General features: G+C 62.9%; 13 protein-coding genes. 7 read left to right on the plus strand and 6 right to left on the minus strand.

The genetic code is table 11. The annotated features are described in order from the left end of the window. Nucleotides 1-36: 36 nt before the first annotated feature. Nucleotides 37-1257, plus strand: coding sequence for an MFS transporter (locus OGV19_RS07510; RefSeq protein ID WP_264312800.1), 1221 nt, complete (start codon nucleotides 37-39; stop codon nucleotides 1255-1257). Here OGV19_RS07510 and OGV19_RS07515 read toward each other — a convergent pair. Next, nucleotides 1254-3032: a phosphoethanolamine transferase CptA gene (locus OGV19_RS07515; RefSeq protein ID WP_264312801.1), complete on the minus strand. Its 1779-nt coding sequence runs from the start codon at nucleotides 3030-3032 to the stop codon at nucleotides 1254-1256. The two genes, OGV19_RS07510 and OGV19_RS07515, sit on opposite strands and share 4 nt — an antisense overlap. Before the next feature lie 132 nt (nucleotides 3033-3164). Beyond that, on the minus strand, nucleotides 3165-4073 hold the full coding sequence (locus tag OGV19_RS07520) for a DMT family transporter (RefSeq protein WP_264312802.1): 909 nt from the start codon (nucleotides 4071-4073) through the stop codon (nucleotides 3165-3167). A gap of 112 nt (nucleotides 4074-4185) precedes the next feature. On the opposite strand from OGV19_RS07520, the gene OGV19_RS07525 reads away from it, so the two are divergent. Both OGV19_RS07525 and OGV19_RS07530 read left to right on the plus strand, forming a co-directional pair. Beyond that, nucleotides 4186-5004 carry a helix-turn-helix transcriptional regulator gene (locus tag OGV19_RS07525; RefSeq protein WP_264312803.1) on the plus strand — a complete coding sequence of 273 codons (819 nt, stop codon included), beginning with the start codon at nucleotides 4186-4188 and terminating at the stop codon, nucleotides 5002-5004. Between the two features lie 61 nt (nucleotides 5005-5065). Then, on the plus strand, nucleotides 5066-5224 hold the full coding sequence (locus OGV19_RS07530) for a DUF2986 domain-containing protein (protein ID WP_264312804.1): 159 nt from the start codon (nucleotides 5066-5068) through the stop codon (nucleotides 5222-5224). A 32-nt stretch (nucleotides 5225-5256) separates the two neighbouring features. On the opposite strand, the gene OGV19_RS07535 is transcribed toward OGV19_RS07530, so the two are convergent. Together OGV19_RS07535 and OGV19_RS07540 are read right to left on the minus strand one after the other, a co-directional pair. Next, nucleotides 5257-5652, minus strand: a complete 396-nt coding sequence (locus tag OGV19_RS07535) for a hypothetical protein (RefSeq protein ID WP_264312805.1) — start codon at nucleotides 5650-5652, stop codon at nucleotides 5257-5259. 372 nt (nucleotides 5653-6024) lie between these two features. Further along, nucleotides 6025-6621, minus strand: coding sequence for a biliverdin-producing heme oxygenase (locus OGV19_RS07540; protein ID WP_264312806.1), 597 nt, complete (start codon nucleotides 6619-6621; stop codon nucleotides 6025-6027). A 138-nt stretch (nucleotides 6622-6759) separates the two neighbouring features. On the opposite strand from OGV19_RS07540, the gene OGV19_RS07545 reads away from it, so the two are divergent. Beyond that, nucleotides 6760-7251: a GNAT family N-acetyltransferase gene (locus OGV19_RS07545; RefSeq protein ID WP_264312807.1), complete on the plus strand. Its 492-nt coding sequence runs from the start codon at nucleotides 6760-6762 to the stop codon at nucleotides 7249-7251. A 3-nt stretch (nucleotides 7252-7254) separates the two neighbouring features. On the opposite strand, the gene OGV19_RS07550 is transcribed toward OGV19_RS07545, so the two are convergent. Further along, nucleotides 7255-8628, minus strand: a complete 1374-nt coding sequence (locus OGV19_RS07550; RefSeq protein WP_264312808.1) for an APC family permease — start codon at nucleotides 8626-8628, stop codon at nucleotides 7255-7257. Between the two features lie 293 nt (nucleotides 8629-8921). On the opposite strand from OGV19_RS07550, the gene OGV19_RS07555 reads away from it, so the two are divergent. The 3 genes from OGV19_RS07555 to OGV19_RS07565 all read left to right on the plus strand — a co-directional run bounded on the left by OGV19_RS07555 (nucleotide 8922) and on the right by OGV19_RS07565 (nucleotide 12805). Then, the gene (locus tag OGV19_RS07555; protein ID WP_413470114.1) at nucleotides 8922-9767 is read left to right on the plus strand and encodes a response regulator transcription factor; all 846 of its coding nucleotides are present in this window, start codon (nucleotides 8922-8924) and stop codon (nucleotides 9765-9767) included. 44 nt (nucleotides 9768-9811) lie between these two features. Continuing rightward, nucleotides 9812-11194 (plus strand): aspartate aminotransferase family protein, encoded by a 1383-nt coding sequence (locus tag OGV19_RS07560; RefSeq protein WP_264312810.1) that lies wholly within the window; start codon nucleotides 9812-9814, stop codon nucleotides 11192-11194. Between the two features lie 117 nt (nucleotides 11195-11311). Further along, nucleotides 11312-12805: an aldehyde dehydrogenase gene (locus OGV19_RS07565; protein WP_264312811.1), complete on the plus strand. Its 1494-nt coding sequence runs from the start codon at nucleotides 11312-11314 to the stop codon at nucleotides 12803-12805. 101 nt (nucleotides 12806-12906) lie between these two features. On the opposite strand, the gene OGV19_RS07570 is transcribed toward OGV19_RS07565, so the two are convergent. Beyond that, nucleotides 12907-15030 (minus strand): TonB-dependent receptor, encoded by a 2124-nt coding sequence (locus tag OGV19_RS07570; RefSeq protein ID WP_413470129.1) that lies wholly within the window; start codon nucleotides 15028-15030, stop codon nucleotides 12907-12909. Nucleotides 15031-15143: the final 113 nt, after the last annotated feature.

The raw sequence follows: 15143 nt of genomic DNA on the forward strand, positions 1-15143 counted from the left end.
TGTATGTAAGTGGCTTTTTTTAAGGAGAGTCGGTCAATGCTCAACCCCTACCGCGAACTGTTCCAGGCCAAAGGCACGGCCGGGTTCGCCCTGGCCGGCCTGGTCGCGCGCTTGCCCTTGCCGATGACGGGCATCGGCATCATCACCCTGCTGTCGCAGCTGCGCGGCAGCTATGGCCTGGCGGGGGCGGTGGCGGCGACTTTCGTGTTGACCTATGCGCTGATGTCGCCGCAGGTTTCGCGTCTGGTCGATCGGCACGGCCAGCGTCATGTACTGCCCCTCGCTGCCGCTTTGGGCGTGTTGGGCATGCTGTTGCTGCTGGCCTGCACTTGGTGGCAGGCGCCCGACTGGAGTCTGTTCATCGGGGCGGCGCTGGCGGGCTTCATGCCCAGCATGTCGGCGATGGTGCGTGCTCGCTGGACGGCGCTTTACCGTGGTAAACCGCAGCTGCAGACGGCCTATTCCCTGGAAACGGTGCTTGACGAGCTCACTTTTATTGCAGGGCCACCGGTGTCGGTAGGGCTGTGCGTGGGGCTGTGGCCCCAGGCCGGGCCTTTGGCCGCCGCGGTGCTGCTGGCAATTGGGGTGTTCGCCCTGGTTGTTCAGACCGGCACCGAGCCGCCTGTGGACGCAGACGCTGGCGCCTCGGGTGGCCAAGGGGCGGTGTTGCGGCACTTGGAGGTGCGGCTGCTGACACTGCTGATGGTGGCCATGGGGGTGATCGTCGGCAGCATCGACATCGTCAGCGTGGCCTTTGCCGAACAGGTCGGCACGCCGGCAGCGGCCAGCCTGGTGCTGGCGTGCTACGCCATTGGCTCATGCGCGGCGGGCCTGGTATTCGGGGCTTTGAAGTTGCCGACGCCCCCGCACCGACTGTTGCTGCTCGGCGCCTTGGCGACGGCGGCGACCACCTTGCCGTTGCTGCTGGCCGGCAGCATCGTCGGGCTTGCAGGCGCGGTGCTGCTGGCAGGCCTGTTTTTCGCACCGACCTTGATCGTGGCGATGTCGCTGGTGGAGCGCAGCGTGCCCGCGCATCAGCTCACCGAAGGCATGACCTGGCTGCTGGCCGGGCTGAATATCGGTGTCGCCCTGGGCGCCTTGGCGTCCGGGCAGGTGGTCGACCTGCTGGGGGCCACGGCGGGCTATCAGGTGGCCGTGGCCGCAGGTGTGGCCGTTGCGCTGGTGGCGCTGTGCAGCTACCGGCGCATGGGGGCGGTGGCCAGTGCTGCACTGCCAGGCGCCTGCGCCGGTCGTTAGTTCAGGGTGTTGCCCGGCTGTGCCTTGGCACTGCTGGCGGTCTCTTGCACGCGTTCGGCCTTGTCCTGTGGCAGGTGGTCGAACTCGCGCAGGCCGTTGTTGCGGTACGGGTCACCGATCCAGCGCGGTACCACCACGAACTGCGGGCTCACCACGCTTTTGGCGGGCTCGTACTGGTCATAGCTCAGCCCAGCGAGGTCGGACAGGGTGTGGATCAGGTGCGAGCTGCTGTAGGCACGGTTGGCCATGGCCTGCAGGTCACGCGGGTGGGCCGCCTGCCAGCTTGGCGAGGTCCAGAGCAGGAAGGGGATGGTGTACATCGGCCGGGTCGGCGCGCCTTCGTTACGCCCCAGGCGGTCGTGATCGCCAGAGCTGTAGACATCTTCGCCATGGTCGGAGAGGTACATCAGGAAGCCGTTGGGGGTGCTTGCCGAATAACGTTTGATCAGGCTTGCGACCACGTGGTCGTTGTAGCGCACCGCGTTGTCGTAGAAGTTATAGGTTTCTGCCTGGCTCTGCGACAGCTTGGCCGGCACGCCCTGGCGGTCGGTGAAGTGCTGGTAGGTTTTCGGGTAGCGGTAACGGTAATCCATGTGCGTGCCCAGCAGATGGATGATGATGAACTTGTTCGGTGCAGGGTCTTGCAACGCTTTCTCGAACGGGTCCAGCACCACCTCGTCGTACTGGCTGGCATTCTGGTTGCGCTGATTGTTCAGGTAGACCGGTACGTCCGTTTGCTGGGAGAAGGTGGTCAGCATCGTATTGCGCTTGGTCATCGTCTGCTGGTTGGTGATCCAGAAGGTCTTGTAGCCTGCCTGTTTCATCAGGTTGATCAGCGATGGGTCGGTGAGGAAGCGGTCCGGGTGCTGTTCGTCACCAAAGGTGAGGATCTGCTGCATCACTTCGATGGTGTAGGGGCGCGGCGAAACCACGTTGCTGAAGACGGTCAGGCCCTTGTCGCTGGCGGCCAGGGCATCGAGGTTGGGTGTGGTATCGCGCGGGTAGCCGTACAGGTGCATGTGCTCACGGGTGGTCGATTCGCCCAGCACCAAGACCAGCGTGCGTGGCGCGTCACCGCTGCTGTTGCGCAGGTTCTGCAAGGGCGGCAAGGCGGCGTTCTGGGCTAGCAGCTCCTGCATGTTGTTCAGTTGCTGGCGATACTGCTTGTAGCCGACCAGCAACTGCCAGGGCACCGCAGGTTCCATGCGTTGCTGGACTTTTTCGGCCGCGTCGGCGAAGTTGCGCTCCTGGGTGACCATCTGCTTGTAGAAGGGGTAGACCAGGTTGGCCACCAGCAGCAGGACAACCACCGGGATGCGGCTGCGCAAGGGCAGGGTGACTGGGCGCACGCGCTGGTACAGCACCACGGCAACCACGGTATACAACAGCAGCGCCAGGCCCAGCCAGAGGCTGAAGTACTGGCTGAAGTATTCGCCGGCCTCGGCGGTGTTGGACTCGAACATCACGAAGATGACGCTTTGCGAGAACTCCTGGCGATAGATGCCGAAGTAGCTCAGGCCGACCAGCGAGGCGGCCCACAGCACCAGGCCGATAACCGCCGCAGTGGCACGGGTCAGGCGCGGCAGCAGCAGCACAGGGGCGAGCCACAGGCTACTGAGGAACAGCGCATCGCGAAAACCCGCAAACCCGGTGGTGCCACTGAACAGCAGCAGCGCCTGGGTAACGCCGGAGAAGTACCAGAAGAACAGCAGGAGCCAGCCCAGGCCGGCCCAGTCCACGCCTTTGCGCGTGGAGGTTTTTTTAATCGCTGACACGTATGCCTCGTCGAACCTTGGTAGCCACCCAATTTGCGCGTGGCCGGAAAGGGCGTGACGCTAATCTGAAGGTTGTGAAAATAACGTCAAGACGGCGCGTAACGAGACCGATGCACTCACGCCAGAGGCGTTTCAGGTGGCTTCGGGCAGGGCCGCGTCGGCTTTTTTCGGGGGGCGGACCGAGCCGATGTACACCGCCACAATGGTCAGTAAAGCGCCGCACACCTGTAGCGTCGAGTTGGCCTTGCCGAGGAACGCGATGTCGATGAAGTAAGTGATCACCGGTTCCAGCAGCAGGATCAAACCGGCCAGGCCCAGGCTGATCGCGCCAATCGACCGGTTGACCAGCAGCCAGCCCACGAACTGCACCAGCACGCCATAGATCACCAGCATCAGCCAGGTTTGCCCATCCTTGATCGCCAGGCTTTCACCGTTGGCCAGGGCGTAGCCCAGCAGTACCAGTGCAGCCCACAGGCTCAGGTTGAGCATTTGTGCGACCTTGTCGCCACCGCCGTCCGGCAACTGGGTGTTGACCTTGAGGAAATACACGCAAATCGCGTAGGCCAACCCAGACAGCACCCCGTAGATGACACCCTTCATGCCCAGCGCACTGCCCATTTCCGGCATCAGCAGCAGGTACAGCCCGATGAAGGCCAAGGTGATCGAGACGAGGAAGTTGACCGAGGGTTTTTCCTTGAGTAGGTAAAAACCCAGGAAGGTCATGAAAAACACCTGGCAATTGGTCAGGATCGACCCGATGCCAGGGCCGACGATGTAGATGCTCTGGTGCCAGAGCGCCAGGTCGATGGCCAGGAACACGCCGGCAAGCGCCGTGTACAGCTGCGCCTTGAACCCCTTGAGCAAGACCGGGGTGCGGCGGATTTTGAGCAGCAGGTAGAACAGGATGGAGGCAAATAACATCCGGTAGAAGCCAGCGCCGCCGGCACCGATCTGGGCGAATGCGACGGTCAAGGCAGAAAGGCTGAGCATCAACCCACCGAACGTCAGTTCGAGGATGGCGCGGTTGTTGTTGGTCGACATGGGGGGCATCCGTTGGTCAGTTCCTGTTTTAGGCGTGATAACGTAGCCAACGGCCCCTGAAACGTATTGTAAAAAACTGGACAGCGGGTGGCTGAGCAAGGGAGTGGGGCAGGTGTTGAGCAAGGACTTCACTACGTTCAGGCGTATACCCGAAGGAGGGTGTGAACTCCTGACGGCGCGTTACAGCAACCAGGCGTTCGGGCGTCACTCGCATGACCGTTATGCCGTGGGCGTCATCAGCGCGGGCATGGAGCGCCTTTACTACCGCGGCCGCCATGACCTTGGCGGGCCGGGGAGTGTGGTCACCATCAGCCCCGGGGAGATCCACGACGGCTTACCCGCCCATGAGCAGGGCTGGATGTACCGCATGCTGTATGTGGACCCGCAATGGCTCAATCGCACCCTGCTACCGAAGCAGGCGAGTGATTTCATCCACCTGTTCAGCACGGCTTTTGCCGAACACCCGCGACTGGCCCTCACATTTGCGCATCATCATCAGGCGATCGAGGTTTCGCAGTGTGCGCTTGAGCGGGAAAGCCTGTTGCTGGAGCTGCTCCCTTTGCTGTTCGCGTCCAGCGGCCTGTGCGATGCAACGGCCGACGCCAGTGAGAAGCAGGCCGTACAGCAGGTGCGGCACAAGCTCGAAGAGGAATACGACCAGCCAGTCTCGCTGGAACATTTGGCCAGCCTGGTGGGCCTTGAGCCGTTGTATTTGATCCGGGTGTTCAAGAAGAGCGTGGGCATTTCGCCCCACAGTTACCAGATTCAGGTCAGGGTCGCCCACGCCCAGCGTCTGTTGCGCGCGGGCGTGGGCATTGCTGATGCCGCCATCGCGTGCGGGTTCTTCGACCAGAGCCACTTGAACCGGGCATTCAAGAAAGTGGTGGGGCTCACGCCGGGCAGTTTTCGTAGCGGGTATTCGCAGGTTTGAATTCCCAGGCGTACGGGTATGATGTCTGCAGCGTAAACAGACCTACAGGCCCAGGGCAAAAATGAACCGTCGTAAAAAGATCAAACAGTTGATGCAGGCGCATGCCAAGAAAGCCAGCGCCAAGCTGGCGCCGAAAAGCAAGCCCAAGTACATCAGCAAAGCCGACCGGTTGAAGCTGGCCGAGGCTGCCGAGGCTGAAGCTACAGCCTCGCAGAGCTGATCGGCTTGGAATGATTGCCGGGCGCTTACCCGTTAACGGCGATAGTAACGGTGATCGTCCTGGTAACGGTGATGCATGGCCCGTTCATGGCGGCGCTCCCAATCACGCCGGCGTTCCCAATCGCGTCGGCGCTCAGCCTCGCGGCGGGCTTGTTCCCGGCGCCATTGATCGCGTCGCCAGTCGCCTCTGCGATCGTGCCAACGATCATCGTCCCAATCGCGGTCATCATGGGCGAGCAAAGGCGCTGTGTGCTCCCCCGCCAGGCTGGCCACGGTGGGCCAAGGGTTTGCTGCCGGTTGCAGCGGAGCCTGAACGGCTGCGGCAGGGGCGGCGGCGTTCGCGGTTTTAAACTGTGATGCGGATGCCGAGCCCACCGCCGCGAAGGTGAACAGGCTGAGAAGCATCAACCGTGCGACATGCATTTTCATGAGCGAAGCCAACCTCTGGTTACTATTTGCCTGTGCACATAGACCTTTAAATAGGGAAAAGTTCTAGATGCGTAGGGTTTGATTGCTTTGGCGCCTATGAGATCGAGCGCCGCCCGCGCGGCGCATCGCGACGCAAGGCCGCTCCCACATTTGTTTCGGGCCAATTATTTCTGTGACATGGGCGCGCGCGCCTTGGCGCATGGCTGGATATCGAGTCGGGCAAACAAAGCGGTCGCGCGCAGATGCGACAGACCTCACTGGCCCGAAACAAATGTGGGAGCGGCCTTGCGTCGCGATGCGCCGCGCGGGCGGCGCTCGATCTCATAGGCGCCAGAAAACCCCAGCCAAGCACCTCTCAGCCGCAACGCAATATCAACCCCCACCCGCCACAAACACAGCCCGCAAATGCCGCCGATAACTGTCAAACGCCGCAATAACCCCGGCAACCACCTCCGCTTCCTCTTCCTCCTCCAGCACCAGCCCATCAAGCTTGGCGACAAACTCCCGCCAGTGCAGGCCGCGGCCCTCGGGATGCGGGGCCAGGTGCCGAGCGCCCTGATTACCGTCCAGCCCCAGACGCTGGGTCTGTTTGAACAAGAACGCCGCCCCCAGGTTCGACCCTTCGCTGCAGTACAGCCAGCCCAGTGCCTGGGCAGGGCTGGCACTGACCTGCTGCGGTAGGCAGGGCAGCGCCAGGCCAAGGTCTCGTAAATCGGTTTCGACCGCATCGAAGCGTGACAGCTGCACCAGCCCCGGCAGGCGTTGGTTGAGTTGCTCGTCGCGGTACAGCGCCGTCAGGCTGCCATGGAAATGGTGTTGCACCTGCAGGAAGCGGGCATAGCGCTCAAGGTCCTCGAAGGGGCGTGCGGCCATGACCAGTTCATCGACACGGTCATGGTCGCGGCTGCTGGAGGCTTTCAGGCGCGCGCAGCGGCCGGGCTCGGTGACGCGCGTGGCGGGTGCAGTCATCAGGGATTTCCATGTCGAGGTGGCGAGAGGGGCATGGTAATGAGATCCCTCAACCCAGCAAACGATCCTGCCCTGCCGAAAATAATCGGCAGTGATTTATCATGCAGTCCTTTCGTCATTACCCCAAGGAGTCTGCCCATGAGCGCCCCCCAGTTCCGCAACCCCGTGCCCGCAGACGCTGAACGCTGCTACGCGATCGAAATCGGCGCCTATGAAGGGGATGAAGCGGCAACCCTGGAAAAAATCCGCACCCGCATCGCGCAGTACCCGGAGGGCTTCCTGATACTCGAAGCCGAGGGCGAGATCGTCGGCTTCATCAACAGTGGCTGTGCGCATGAAGTGGTCATGTCCGACGAAGCCTTCAAGGAGCTGGTCGGCCATGACCCGGCGGCGCCGAACGTGGTGATCATGTCGGTGGTGGTCGACCCTGCACACCAGGGCAAAGGCTACGCGAAGCGGCTGATGAACGCGTTCATTCAGCGCATGAAGGCGCAGGGCAAGCAGACCATCCACCTGATGTGCAAAGAGCAGCATGTCGCGCTGTACCGCAAGCTGGGTTACGCCTACGTGCAGCCGTCGCCGTCCGACCACGGTGGCATGGCCTGGCACGAAATGCTCATGACCCTCTGATCGTTACTCGGCTATCTGCAGCTCGGGCAGTTTCACCCGAAACGCCCGGGTCAGCCCAAGCAGGCAGACGAACCCCGCGCCCATCCAGCACAGCCCGATGGTGAAGGACAGGCTCGACAGGCTGCTCCACAGCCAGAGCGTGCTGAGAAACCCCAGCCCCGGTACTACGCCATACAGCAGGCAGTTGCGCGTGCCGCGCAGCTTCTGGTCGACCAGGTAGTGCTTGACCACGGCCAGGTTGACGGCCGAAAAGGCGAACAGTGCACCGAAGCTGATCATGTTGGCGACGGTGTCGAGGGTGATGAACAGTGCGATCAGCGAGAGCAGGCTGACCAGCATGATGGCGGCGGCCGGTACGCGCTTTTTCGTCACCAACTGGCCGAACACCTGTGGCAACGCCCCATCGCGGCCCATGGCGAACAGCACCCGCGACACACTGGCCTGGGAGACCATGGCCGAGGCGAAGCAACCGGCCACGTAGGTGGCGGTAAACGCCGTCACTAGCAGCTCACCGCCCACCCGGCGCATCACGTCCACCGAGGCTGAGTCGGGGTCGGCGAAGGTGCTCCACTCGGGGAAGACCATCTGCGCGCAGTACGACACCACCAGAAACAGCAGGCCACCGATCAGCGACACGGCCATGATCGCCATCGGGATGCGATACGTCGGGTTGCTGGTCTCCTCGGCCATGGTCGAGACCGCGTCGAAGCCCAGAAACGACAGGCACAGCACGGCGGCGCCGGTCATGATCAGCGGCACGCTGAAGCCCTCGTGGTGGAAGGGGGCAAGCAGTGACACCGGCGCCGACTGGCCGGCCAGGTTGCTGATGGACAAGCCGACGAACACGATGATGAACACCAGCTGGACAACGACCAGAATCCAGTTCACCCGGGTGATGGACTCGATACCAATCAGGTTCAGAAAGGTCACCAGGGCGATGGAGCCGGCGACCCACACCCAGGCGTGGATGGCCGGGAAGTATTCCGACATGTAGATGCCGATCAGCAGGTAACTGAGCAACGGCAGGAAAATGTAATCGAGCAGCAGCGTCCAGCCGGTGATGAAGCCGATGTGGGTACCGAAGGCCTTGCGGGTGTAGGTGTACACGGACCCGGAGTAGGGGTGCGCCTGCACCATACGGCCATAGCTGTAGGCGGTCAGCAGCATCGCGGCGAGCGTCAGCAGGTAGGCGGTGGGCAAGTGCCCTTTGGTCATCTGGGTGACCAGGCCATAAGTGGTGAACACCGCCAGTGGCACCATGTAGGCAAGGCCGAAGAGCACCAGGGCGCTCAACCCCATGGACTTTCGAAACCGGCCTGAAGGCGTGGATTGAGGCAAGGCGTGGGCGGGTTGGGCTGTAGTTGTTGTTGTATGCATTGCTAACTCCTGAAATCGGATGCAGGACGCCGCGGTATGCGAGTGGGCTCGATACCGGTGAGGGTCATGAAAGGAGGCTGGGCCAGCTTGGGTTGCGCAGCCCTCAGGGGTGGGGCCGGACGATGCTCCCACACCCCGGTCGCGCTCGAAATCACCCTTTGGGGTGAGCCGCTCGTCGCCTGAAAACGCTCACCCCAAAGGGTGATTTCGGTCGCTGCCTGGCCATGGGAGTATCTGCAAACAACGCGCCGCCCCAACGGCGATACCGCTTTCCCGCTACCGGCAGAATTCCAGTGAGCAGAGATCGATTGGTTTCAGAACAGTGGTTCGAGCACATTGCCAAGGTGACCGACACGATTGGCCAGCCGGGCTTTGCCGCCACCTTGTTCGGTGCGCTTGGGGTCATTCGGCCCATCCAGGCCACTACGGTCTACCTCTACCCCCATGACGGCATGCCGTGCGCGCTGTTCGAGCAGCACGACAAAGCGCCCTGGCTGCCAGAAGGCAACGTCAGCCGCTACCTCTCCGGGTTCTATCTGCTCGACCCTTTTTATGGGGCCTGCGTGGAGCAGGTCGAGTCTGGCTGCTATGGCTTGTTCGATGTGGCGCCTGACCACTTCGAAGTGAGTGAGTACTACCAGTCGTTCTACCGCCATTCGCACCTGGAGGATGAGCTCAACTACATCCTGCAGATCGCGCCTGGCCAGAGCCTGGCGGTGTCGCTGGCCTTCACCGACAAATTGGATGCACCAAGCCGTGACCTGTTCGGGCGCATCACGCCCTGGGTGCTGGCGGTGCTCAACAAGCACTTTGCCGGGCTGGGCAGCCACGGTGGGCGTTTCGAAAACGTTCTGGAGCAGCGCATCCATGCCGCGCTCAACAACTTTGGCAGCTCGTTGCTGACCGAGCGCGAATGCCGCATCGCCCAGCTCATCTTGCGTGGCCACTCGACCAAGTCCCTGGCCGAGCGCCTTGGGGTTTCGGAAGACACCATCAAGTCCCACCGCAAGCATGTCTACGCCAAGCTCGACATCGGCACGCAGTCCGAACTGTTCTCCTTGTTCATCGACGCGCTGGCCAATGCCCAGGGCGTGCTGGGCAAGGACCCGCTGGAAAGCTACATGGGCAAGCTGCGCTGAGCGCAGTTGCCTCGCATGACCCACACCCACAAGGAAAACCGCCAATGAACGCGCCTTTTGCCCCCAAACGCCAGACCCGTGATTACCAGGCCGCCGACGCCGCGCACCACATCCATGCCTTCCTTGACCAGAAGGCGCTCAATGCCGAAGGCCCGCGGGTCATGGTCGGTGGCGAACGGCTGCACCTGTGGGACAGCGAAGGCAAGCGTTACCTGGACGGCATGTCGGGCCTGTGGTGCACCCAGCTGGGTTACGGCCGCAAGGACCTGACCGCTGCGGCTGCCGCGCAGATGGACCAGTTGGCCTACTACAACATGTTCTTCCACACCACCCACCCGGCGGTGATCGAACTGTCCGAGTTGCTGTTCAGTTTGCTACCTGGCCACTACAGCCACGCGATCTACACCAACTCCGGGTCCGAGGCCAACGAAGTGCTGATCCGCACCGTGCGCCGTTACTGGCAGGTAGTGGGTCAGCCGACCAAGAAGATCATGATCGGCCGCTGGAATGGCTACCACGGCTCGACCCTGGCGGCCACCGCCCTGGGCGGCATGAAGTTCATGCACGAGATGGGCGGGCTGATCCCGGACGTGGCGCACATCGACGAGCCGTACTGGTACGCCCAGGGTGGTGAGCTCACGCCGGCCGAGTTTGGCCGACGCTGCGCCCTGCAACTGGAGGAGAAGATTCTCGAACTGGGGGCGGAAAACGTCGCAGGGTTTGTCGCCGAACCCTTCCAGGGCGCCGGGGGCATGATCTTCCCACCGGAAAGCTACTGGCCCGAGATCCAGCGGATCTGCCGCCAGTACGACGTGCTGCTGTGTGCCGACGAAGTGATCGGTGGTTTTGGCCGCACCGGCGAGTGGTTTGCCCATGAGTATTTCGGTTTCGAGCCGGACACGCTGTCGATTGCCAAGGGCCTGACCAGCGGCTATGTGCCCATGGGCGGCCTGGTGCTGAGCAAGCGCATCGCCGAAGCGCTGGTGGAGCGTGGCGGGGTGTTCGCCCACGGCCTGACCTACTCAGGCCACCCGGTGGCGGCGGCGGTGGCCATCGCCAACCTCAAGGCGCTGCGCGATGAAGGCATTGTGCGCCAGGTGAAGGACGACACCGGGCCGTATCTGCAACGCATTCTGCGCGAAGTGTTCGCCGATCACCCGTTGATTGGCCAGGTGCAGGGGGCCGGCCTGGTGGCGGCGTTGCAGTTCGCTGAACATAAGCCGACCCGCAAGCGCTTTGCCAACGAGAACGACCTGGCCTGGCAATGCCGTACGTTCGGCTTCGAGGAAGGCCTGATCATTCGCTCGACCCTGGGCCGGATGATCATGGCGCCAGCGCTGGTCGCCAACCGCGCCGAGCTGGACGAGCTGGTCCACAAGACACGCATCGCCGTGGACCGCACTGCCCGGTTGGCAGGCAGGCTCTGAGGCAAAGGGGCGCCAGGCCGCTTCCACAAGTGCACGCGGATCCTCTGTGGGAGCGGCCTTGCGCCGCGAATGGGCTGCACCGCAGCCCACCATCCAAGACAGTCGTAGGGAATGCAAATGGAGAGTCTCGATTATTGGCAAACGCGCGCTGCAGGCCTGCGTTTGCTCGACAAGGCCCTGATCGGCAGCCAGCAGGTGAGTGCCGGTACCGGCGCCACGTTCGCTGCAATCAACCCGGCCACCCAGCAGGTACTGGCGCAGGTCGCCGCCTGTGGTCAGGCCGAAGTCGACCTGGCGGTGGCCACCGCACGGCGTGCCTTCGACCAAGGCCCCTGGGCCCGGATGGCCCCGGTAGAGCGCAAGAAGGTGCTGCTGCGCCTGGCCGAACTGATCATGGCCAACCGCGAAGAGCTCGCGCTGCTGGACTCGCTGAACATGGGCAAGCCGGTCATGGATGCCTACACCATCGATGTGCCGGGTTCTGCACATGTCTTCGCCTGGTACGGCGAGGCGCTGGACAAACTGTACGACCAGGTTGCACCGACGGCGCCCAACGCACTCGCTACGATCACCCGCGAAGCGCTGGGCGTGGTCGCCGCCGTGGTGCCGTGGAATTTCCCGCTCGACATGGCGGCCTGGAAGCTTGCGCCGGCGCTGGCTGCCGGCAACAGCGTGGTGCTCAAACCCGCCGAGCAATCGCCATTCTCGGCGCTGCGCCTGGGGCAACTGGCGCTGGAGGCCGGCTTGCCGGAAGGCGTGCTGAATGTGGTGCCGGGCCTGGGCGAAGACGCGGGGCGCGCACTGGGGCTGCACCCGGACGTCGACTGCCTGGTGTTCACAGGTTCTACCCAGGTGGGTAAATACTTCATGCAGTACTCGGCGCAGTCGAACCTCAAGCAGGTCTGGCTGGAGTGCGGCGGCAAGAGCCCGAACCTGGTGTTCGAAAACTGCCAGGACCTGGACCTTGCGGCAGAAAAAGCGGCGTTCGGCATTTTCTTCAACCAGGGTGAGGTGTGTTCGGCGAATTCGCGCCTGTATGTGCAACGCTCGATCCACGATGAGTTCATCGAACGCCTGCAAGCCAAGGCCCGCCAGTGGATGCCAGGCAACCCGCTGGACCCGGCGAGCCGCGCGGGCGCCATCGTCGATGCCGAGCAGATCGGTCGCATCAAGGCCGCCATCGACCGTGCGCACGCAGAGGGCGCCCGTTTGGTGTGCGGTGGCCGGCGCATCACCATCGATGGCTCGGACAATTACATCGAGCCGAGCATTTTTGCCGGGGTCGATGGCAGCATGAGCCTGGCCCGGGAGGAAGTGTTCGGGCCGGTGTTGGCGGTCAGCGCGTTCGACAGCGAGGAGCAGGCGGTGCGCCTGGCCAACGACAGTGTCTACGGTTTGGCCGCGTCGGTGTGGAGCGATGATTTCAACCAGGTTCATCGCGTTGCGCGGGCGTTGAAAGCGGGGACTGTTTCGGTCAACACCGTGGATGCGCTGGATGTCACCGTGCCGTTCGGTGGCGGTAAGCAGTCCGGGTTTGGACGCGACTTGTCGCTGCATTCGTTCGACAAGTACTCACAGCTCAAGACCACCTGGTATCAGCTGCGCGCTTGAAAAAGCGGATGCTGCGTACTCTGGTCATGCGCGATTGTGGTAGGAGCAGCCTTGCGCTGCCAAGAGGCTGCTCCTACCCGGGGCGCGCCATTCGCTGCGGGTCAGAAATCCACGGTAGCCGACAGCTCATACGTACGCGGCGCACCCAGCCCAAGGCTGGCGGTCAACGGCACACCCCAGTAATTCTTGTCGGTCAGGTTGGAGACATTCGCGCGCAAAGTTACCGGCCGGTTGGCGACTTGCGTGGCGAAGCGGGCGCCGATGTCGAAAATGGTGTAGCCGGGAATCGACAGGCTGTTGTCCTCATTGATGTACTGCCTGGACAGCGAGGTGGCATTGCCGGTCAATGTCAGCCCGTCCAGCCCAGGGGTATCCCATTCCACCCCCAGCTTGCCCTGCAGCTTGGGGTAGGCGGTCGCGGTCTTGCCTTTATAGAGGGCGTCTTCAGTCTTGGTCACTTTGGGGTCGACATACGCGATGCCGCCCATCAGGCGTACATCCGCCAAGGGCGCACCGAAGAAGCTCCATTCGACACCGCGGTTACGCTGCTCGCCGCCGAACGAAAAGATTTCGGTGGTCGGGTCGGTGTAACTGCTCGGACGTTTGATTTCGTACAACGCCAAGGTATGGCTAAAGCTGCCCAGGTCCAGCTTCAGGCCGACTTCCTTCTGCTTGGACTTGTAGGGCGCAAACACGTCACCGGCATTGGCTGCGGTCATCGGTGCGGTGGCGCCTTGGCTCAGGCCTTCGATGTAGTTGGCGTACAGCGACAGCTCGTCGGTGAGTTTGAACAGGATAGCGCCTGCCGGGGTGGTGGCATGGGTGTCGTAGTTGGGTTTGTTACGCGCGCCCGTGTCCACGTCGAAGGTGTTGGTGACCACTTCCTGGCGACGCACGCCAAGGGTCAGTTGCAGGCGCTCGTCCAGGATCGACATCGTGTCGGCGATGCCGTAGCTCTTCAGGTCGTTTTCGCTGTGCATGATCAGCGGCCAGGCTTGTGGCGCTTTCGGGCCCCACACTGGGTGGTACAGGTTGGTGGTCCAGGGCGTACCCGCCGAGCGGCGGCCAAAGTCCTTCTTCTCGTCGCTGTACTGGGTCGCGTTGAGCGACCATTGGTGGTTGATGGCGAAGGTGTCGAAATGGCCGCGCAGGCCCACCTCGGCGGAGGTCTTGTGGATCTCCATCTGCAATTGGCCCATGCCGGTGGTGAAGTCGCCGGCGTTGTTGGTCACCGTGGCGATCATCGCGCCGCTGTACTGGTAGTCGGTCTTGCTGGTGCCGACGGCGCCATAGGCCAGCAACTGGTCGTTCAGTTCGTACTCACCCCGCAGGATCACGCCCTTGTCCTTGGTCTCGACGAAGGCCCAGTCCGGGTTGAGCAGGGTGTCGGATTTAGGCGGTTTGGGCACCGCCACGCCGCTGGCCAGGCCCAGGCCACGGTTTTGGCCACGGATGTGGTCATCGGTGTCGAACAGGTCGACCGACAGCCGCGCGCGCTCGCCACGCCAGTCCAGCGCCAGGGACGACAGCACGTTACGCTGGGCCTGGTGTTCGGTGGCGGTATCGCCATCACGGTACATGCCGTTGAAACGCACGCCGAACTGGTTGTCTTCACCAAAGCGCCGGCCCACGTCCACATGCCCGCCGAACTGTGCATCGGACGCGTAGGTGGCGGTCACCCGGGTCAGTGGCGTGTCACCCGCACGTTTAGGGATCAAGTTGACGACACCCCCCACCGAACCGCCTGGCGGCATCCCATTGAGCAGGGCGGATGGGCCCTTGAGCACTTCGATGCGCTCGTACATCTCGGGGGAAGCGCGGTAGAAGGGCGCCATGCCATACAGGCCATCGACGGTCATGTCGCTGATGCTGGAGGCAAAGCCGCGAATGGAGTAGTTCTCGCTGAAGGTGCCGGACAAGCCGTTGCTGAACACGGACGGGTCGGTGGCGGCGATGACGTCGGTGATGTCTTTGGCTTGCAAGTCCTGGATGTAGGTGTCGGTGTAGCTGATGGTGCTGAAGGGGGTTTCCATGAAGTCCTTGTTGCCCAGCAGCCCGACGCGGCCACCGGTGGCGACCTGGCCACCGGCGTACACCGGCGGCAGTGCTTCGGTGGCAAGGCCCTGGGCGTCGATCAGGGTCGCCGGCAACTCGGGCACAGCAGGCTTTGCGTCTGTACCCTGGCTAGCGGTGGCAGGTACTTCGGCATGTGCTTGCGTCGGCATCAGTGCTGCGCAGGCGCCGAGAGTCAGGCCCGCCAGTACTGCCTGTGCCAGCGGGGTACGCTGCAGCGAAGGGTGCGGGCAGGCGGGGGTTGGGTAAAGGTGCAATGGACGGT

Origin of the sequence: Pseudomonas putida, from assembly GCF_025905425.1 — a bacterium.
GTDB lineage: Bacteria > Pseudomonadota > Gammaproteobacteria > Pseudomonadales > Pseudomonadaceae > Aquipseudomonas > Aquipseudomonas putida_AF.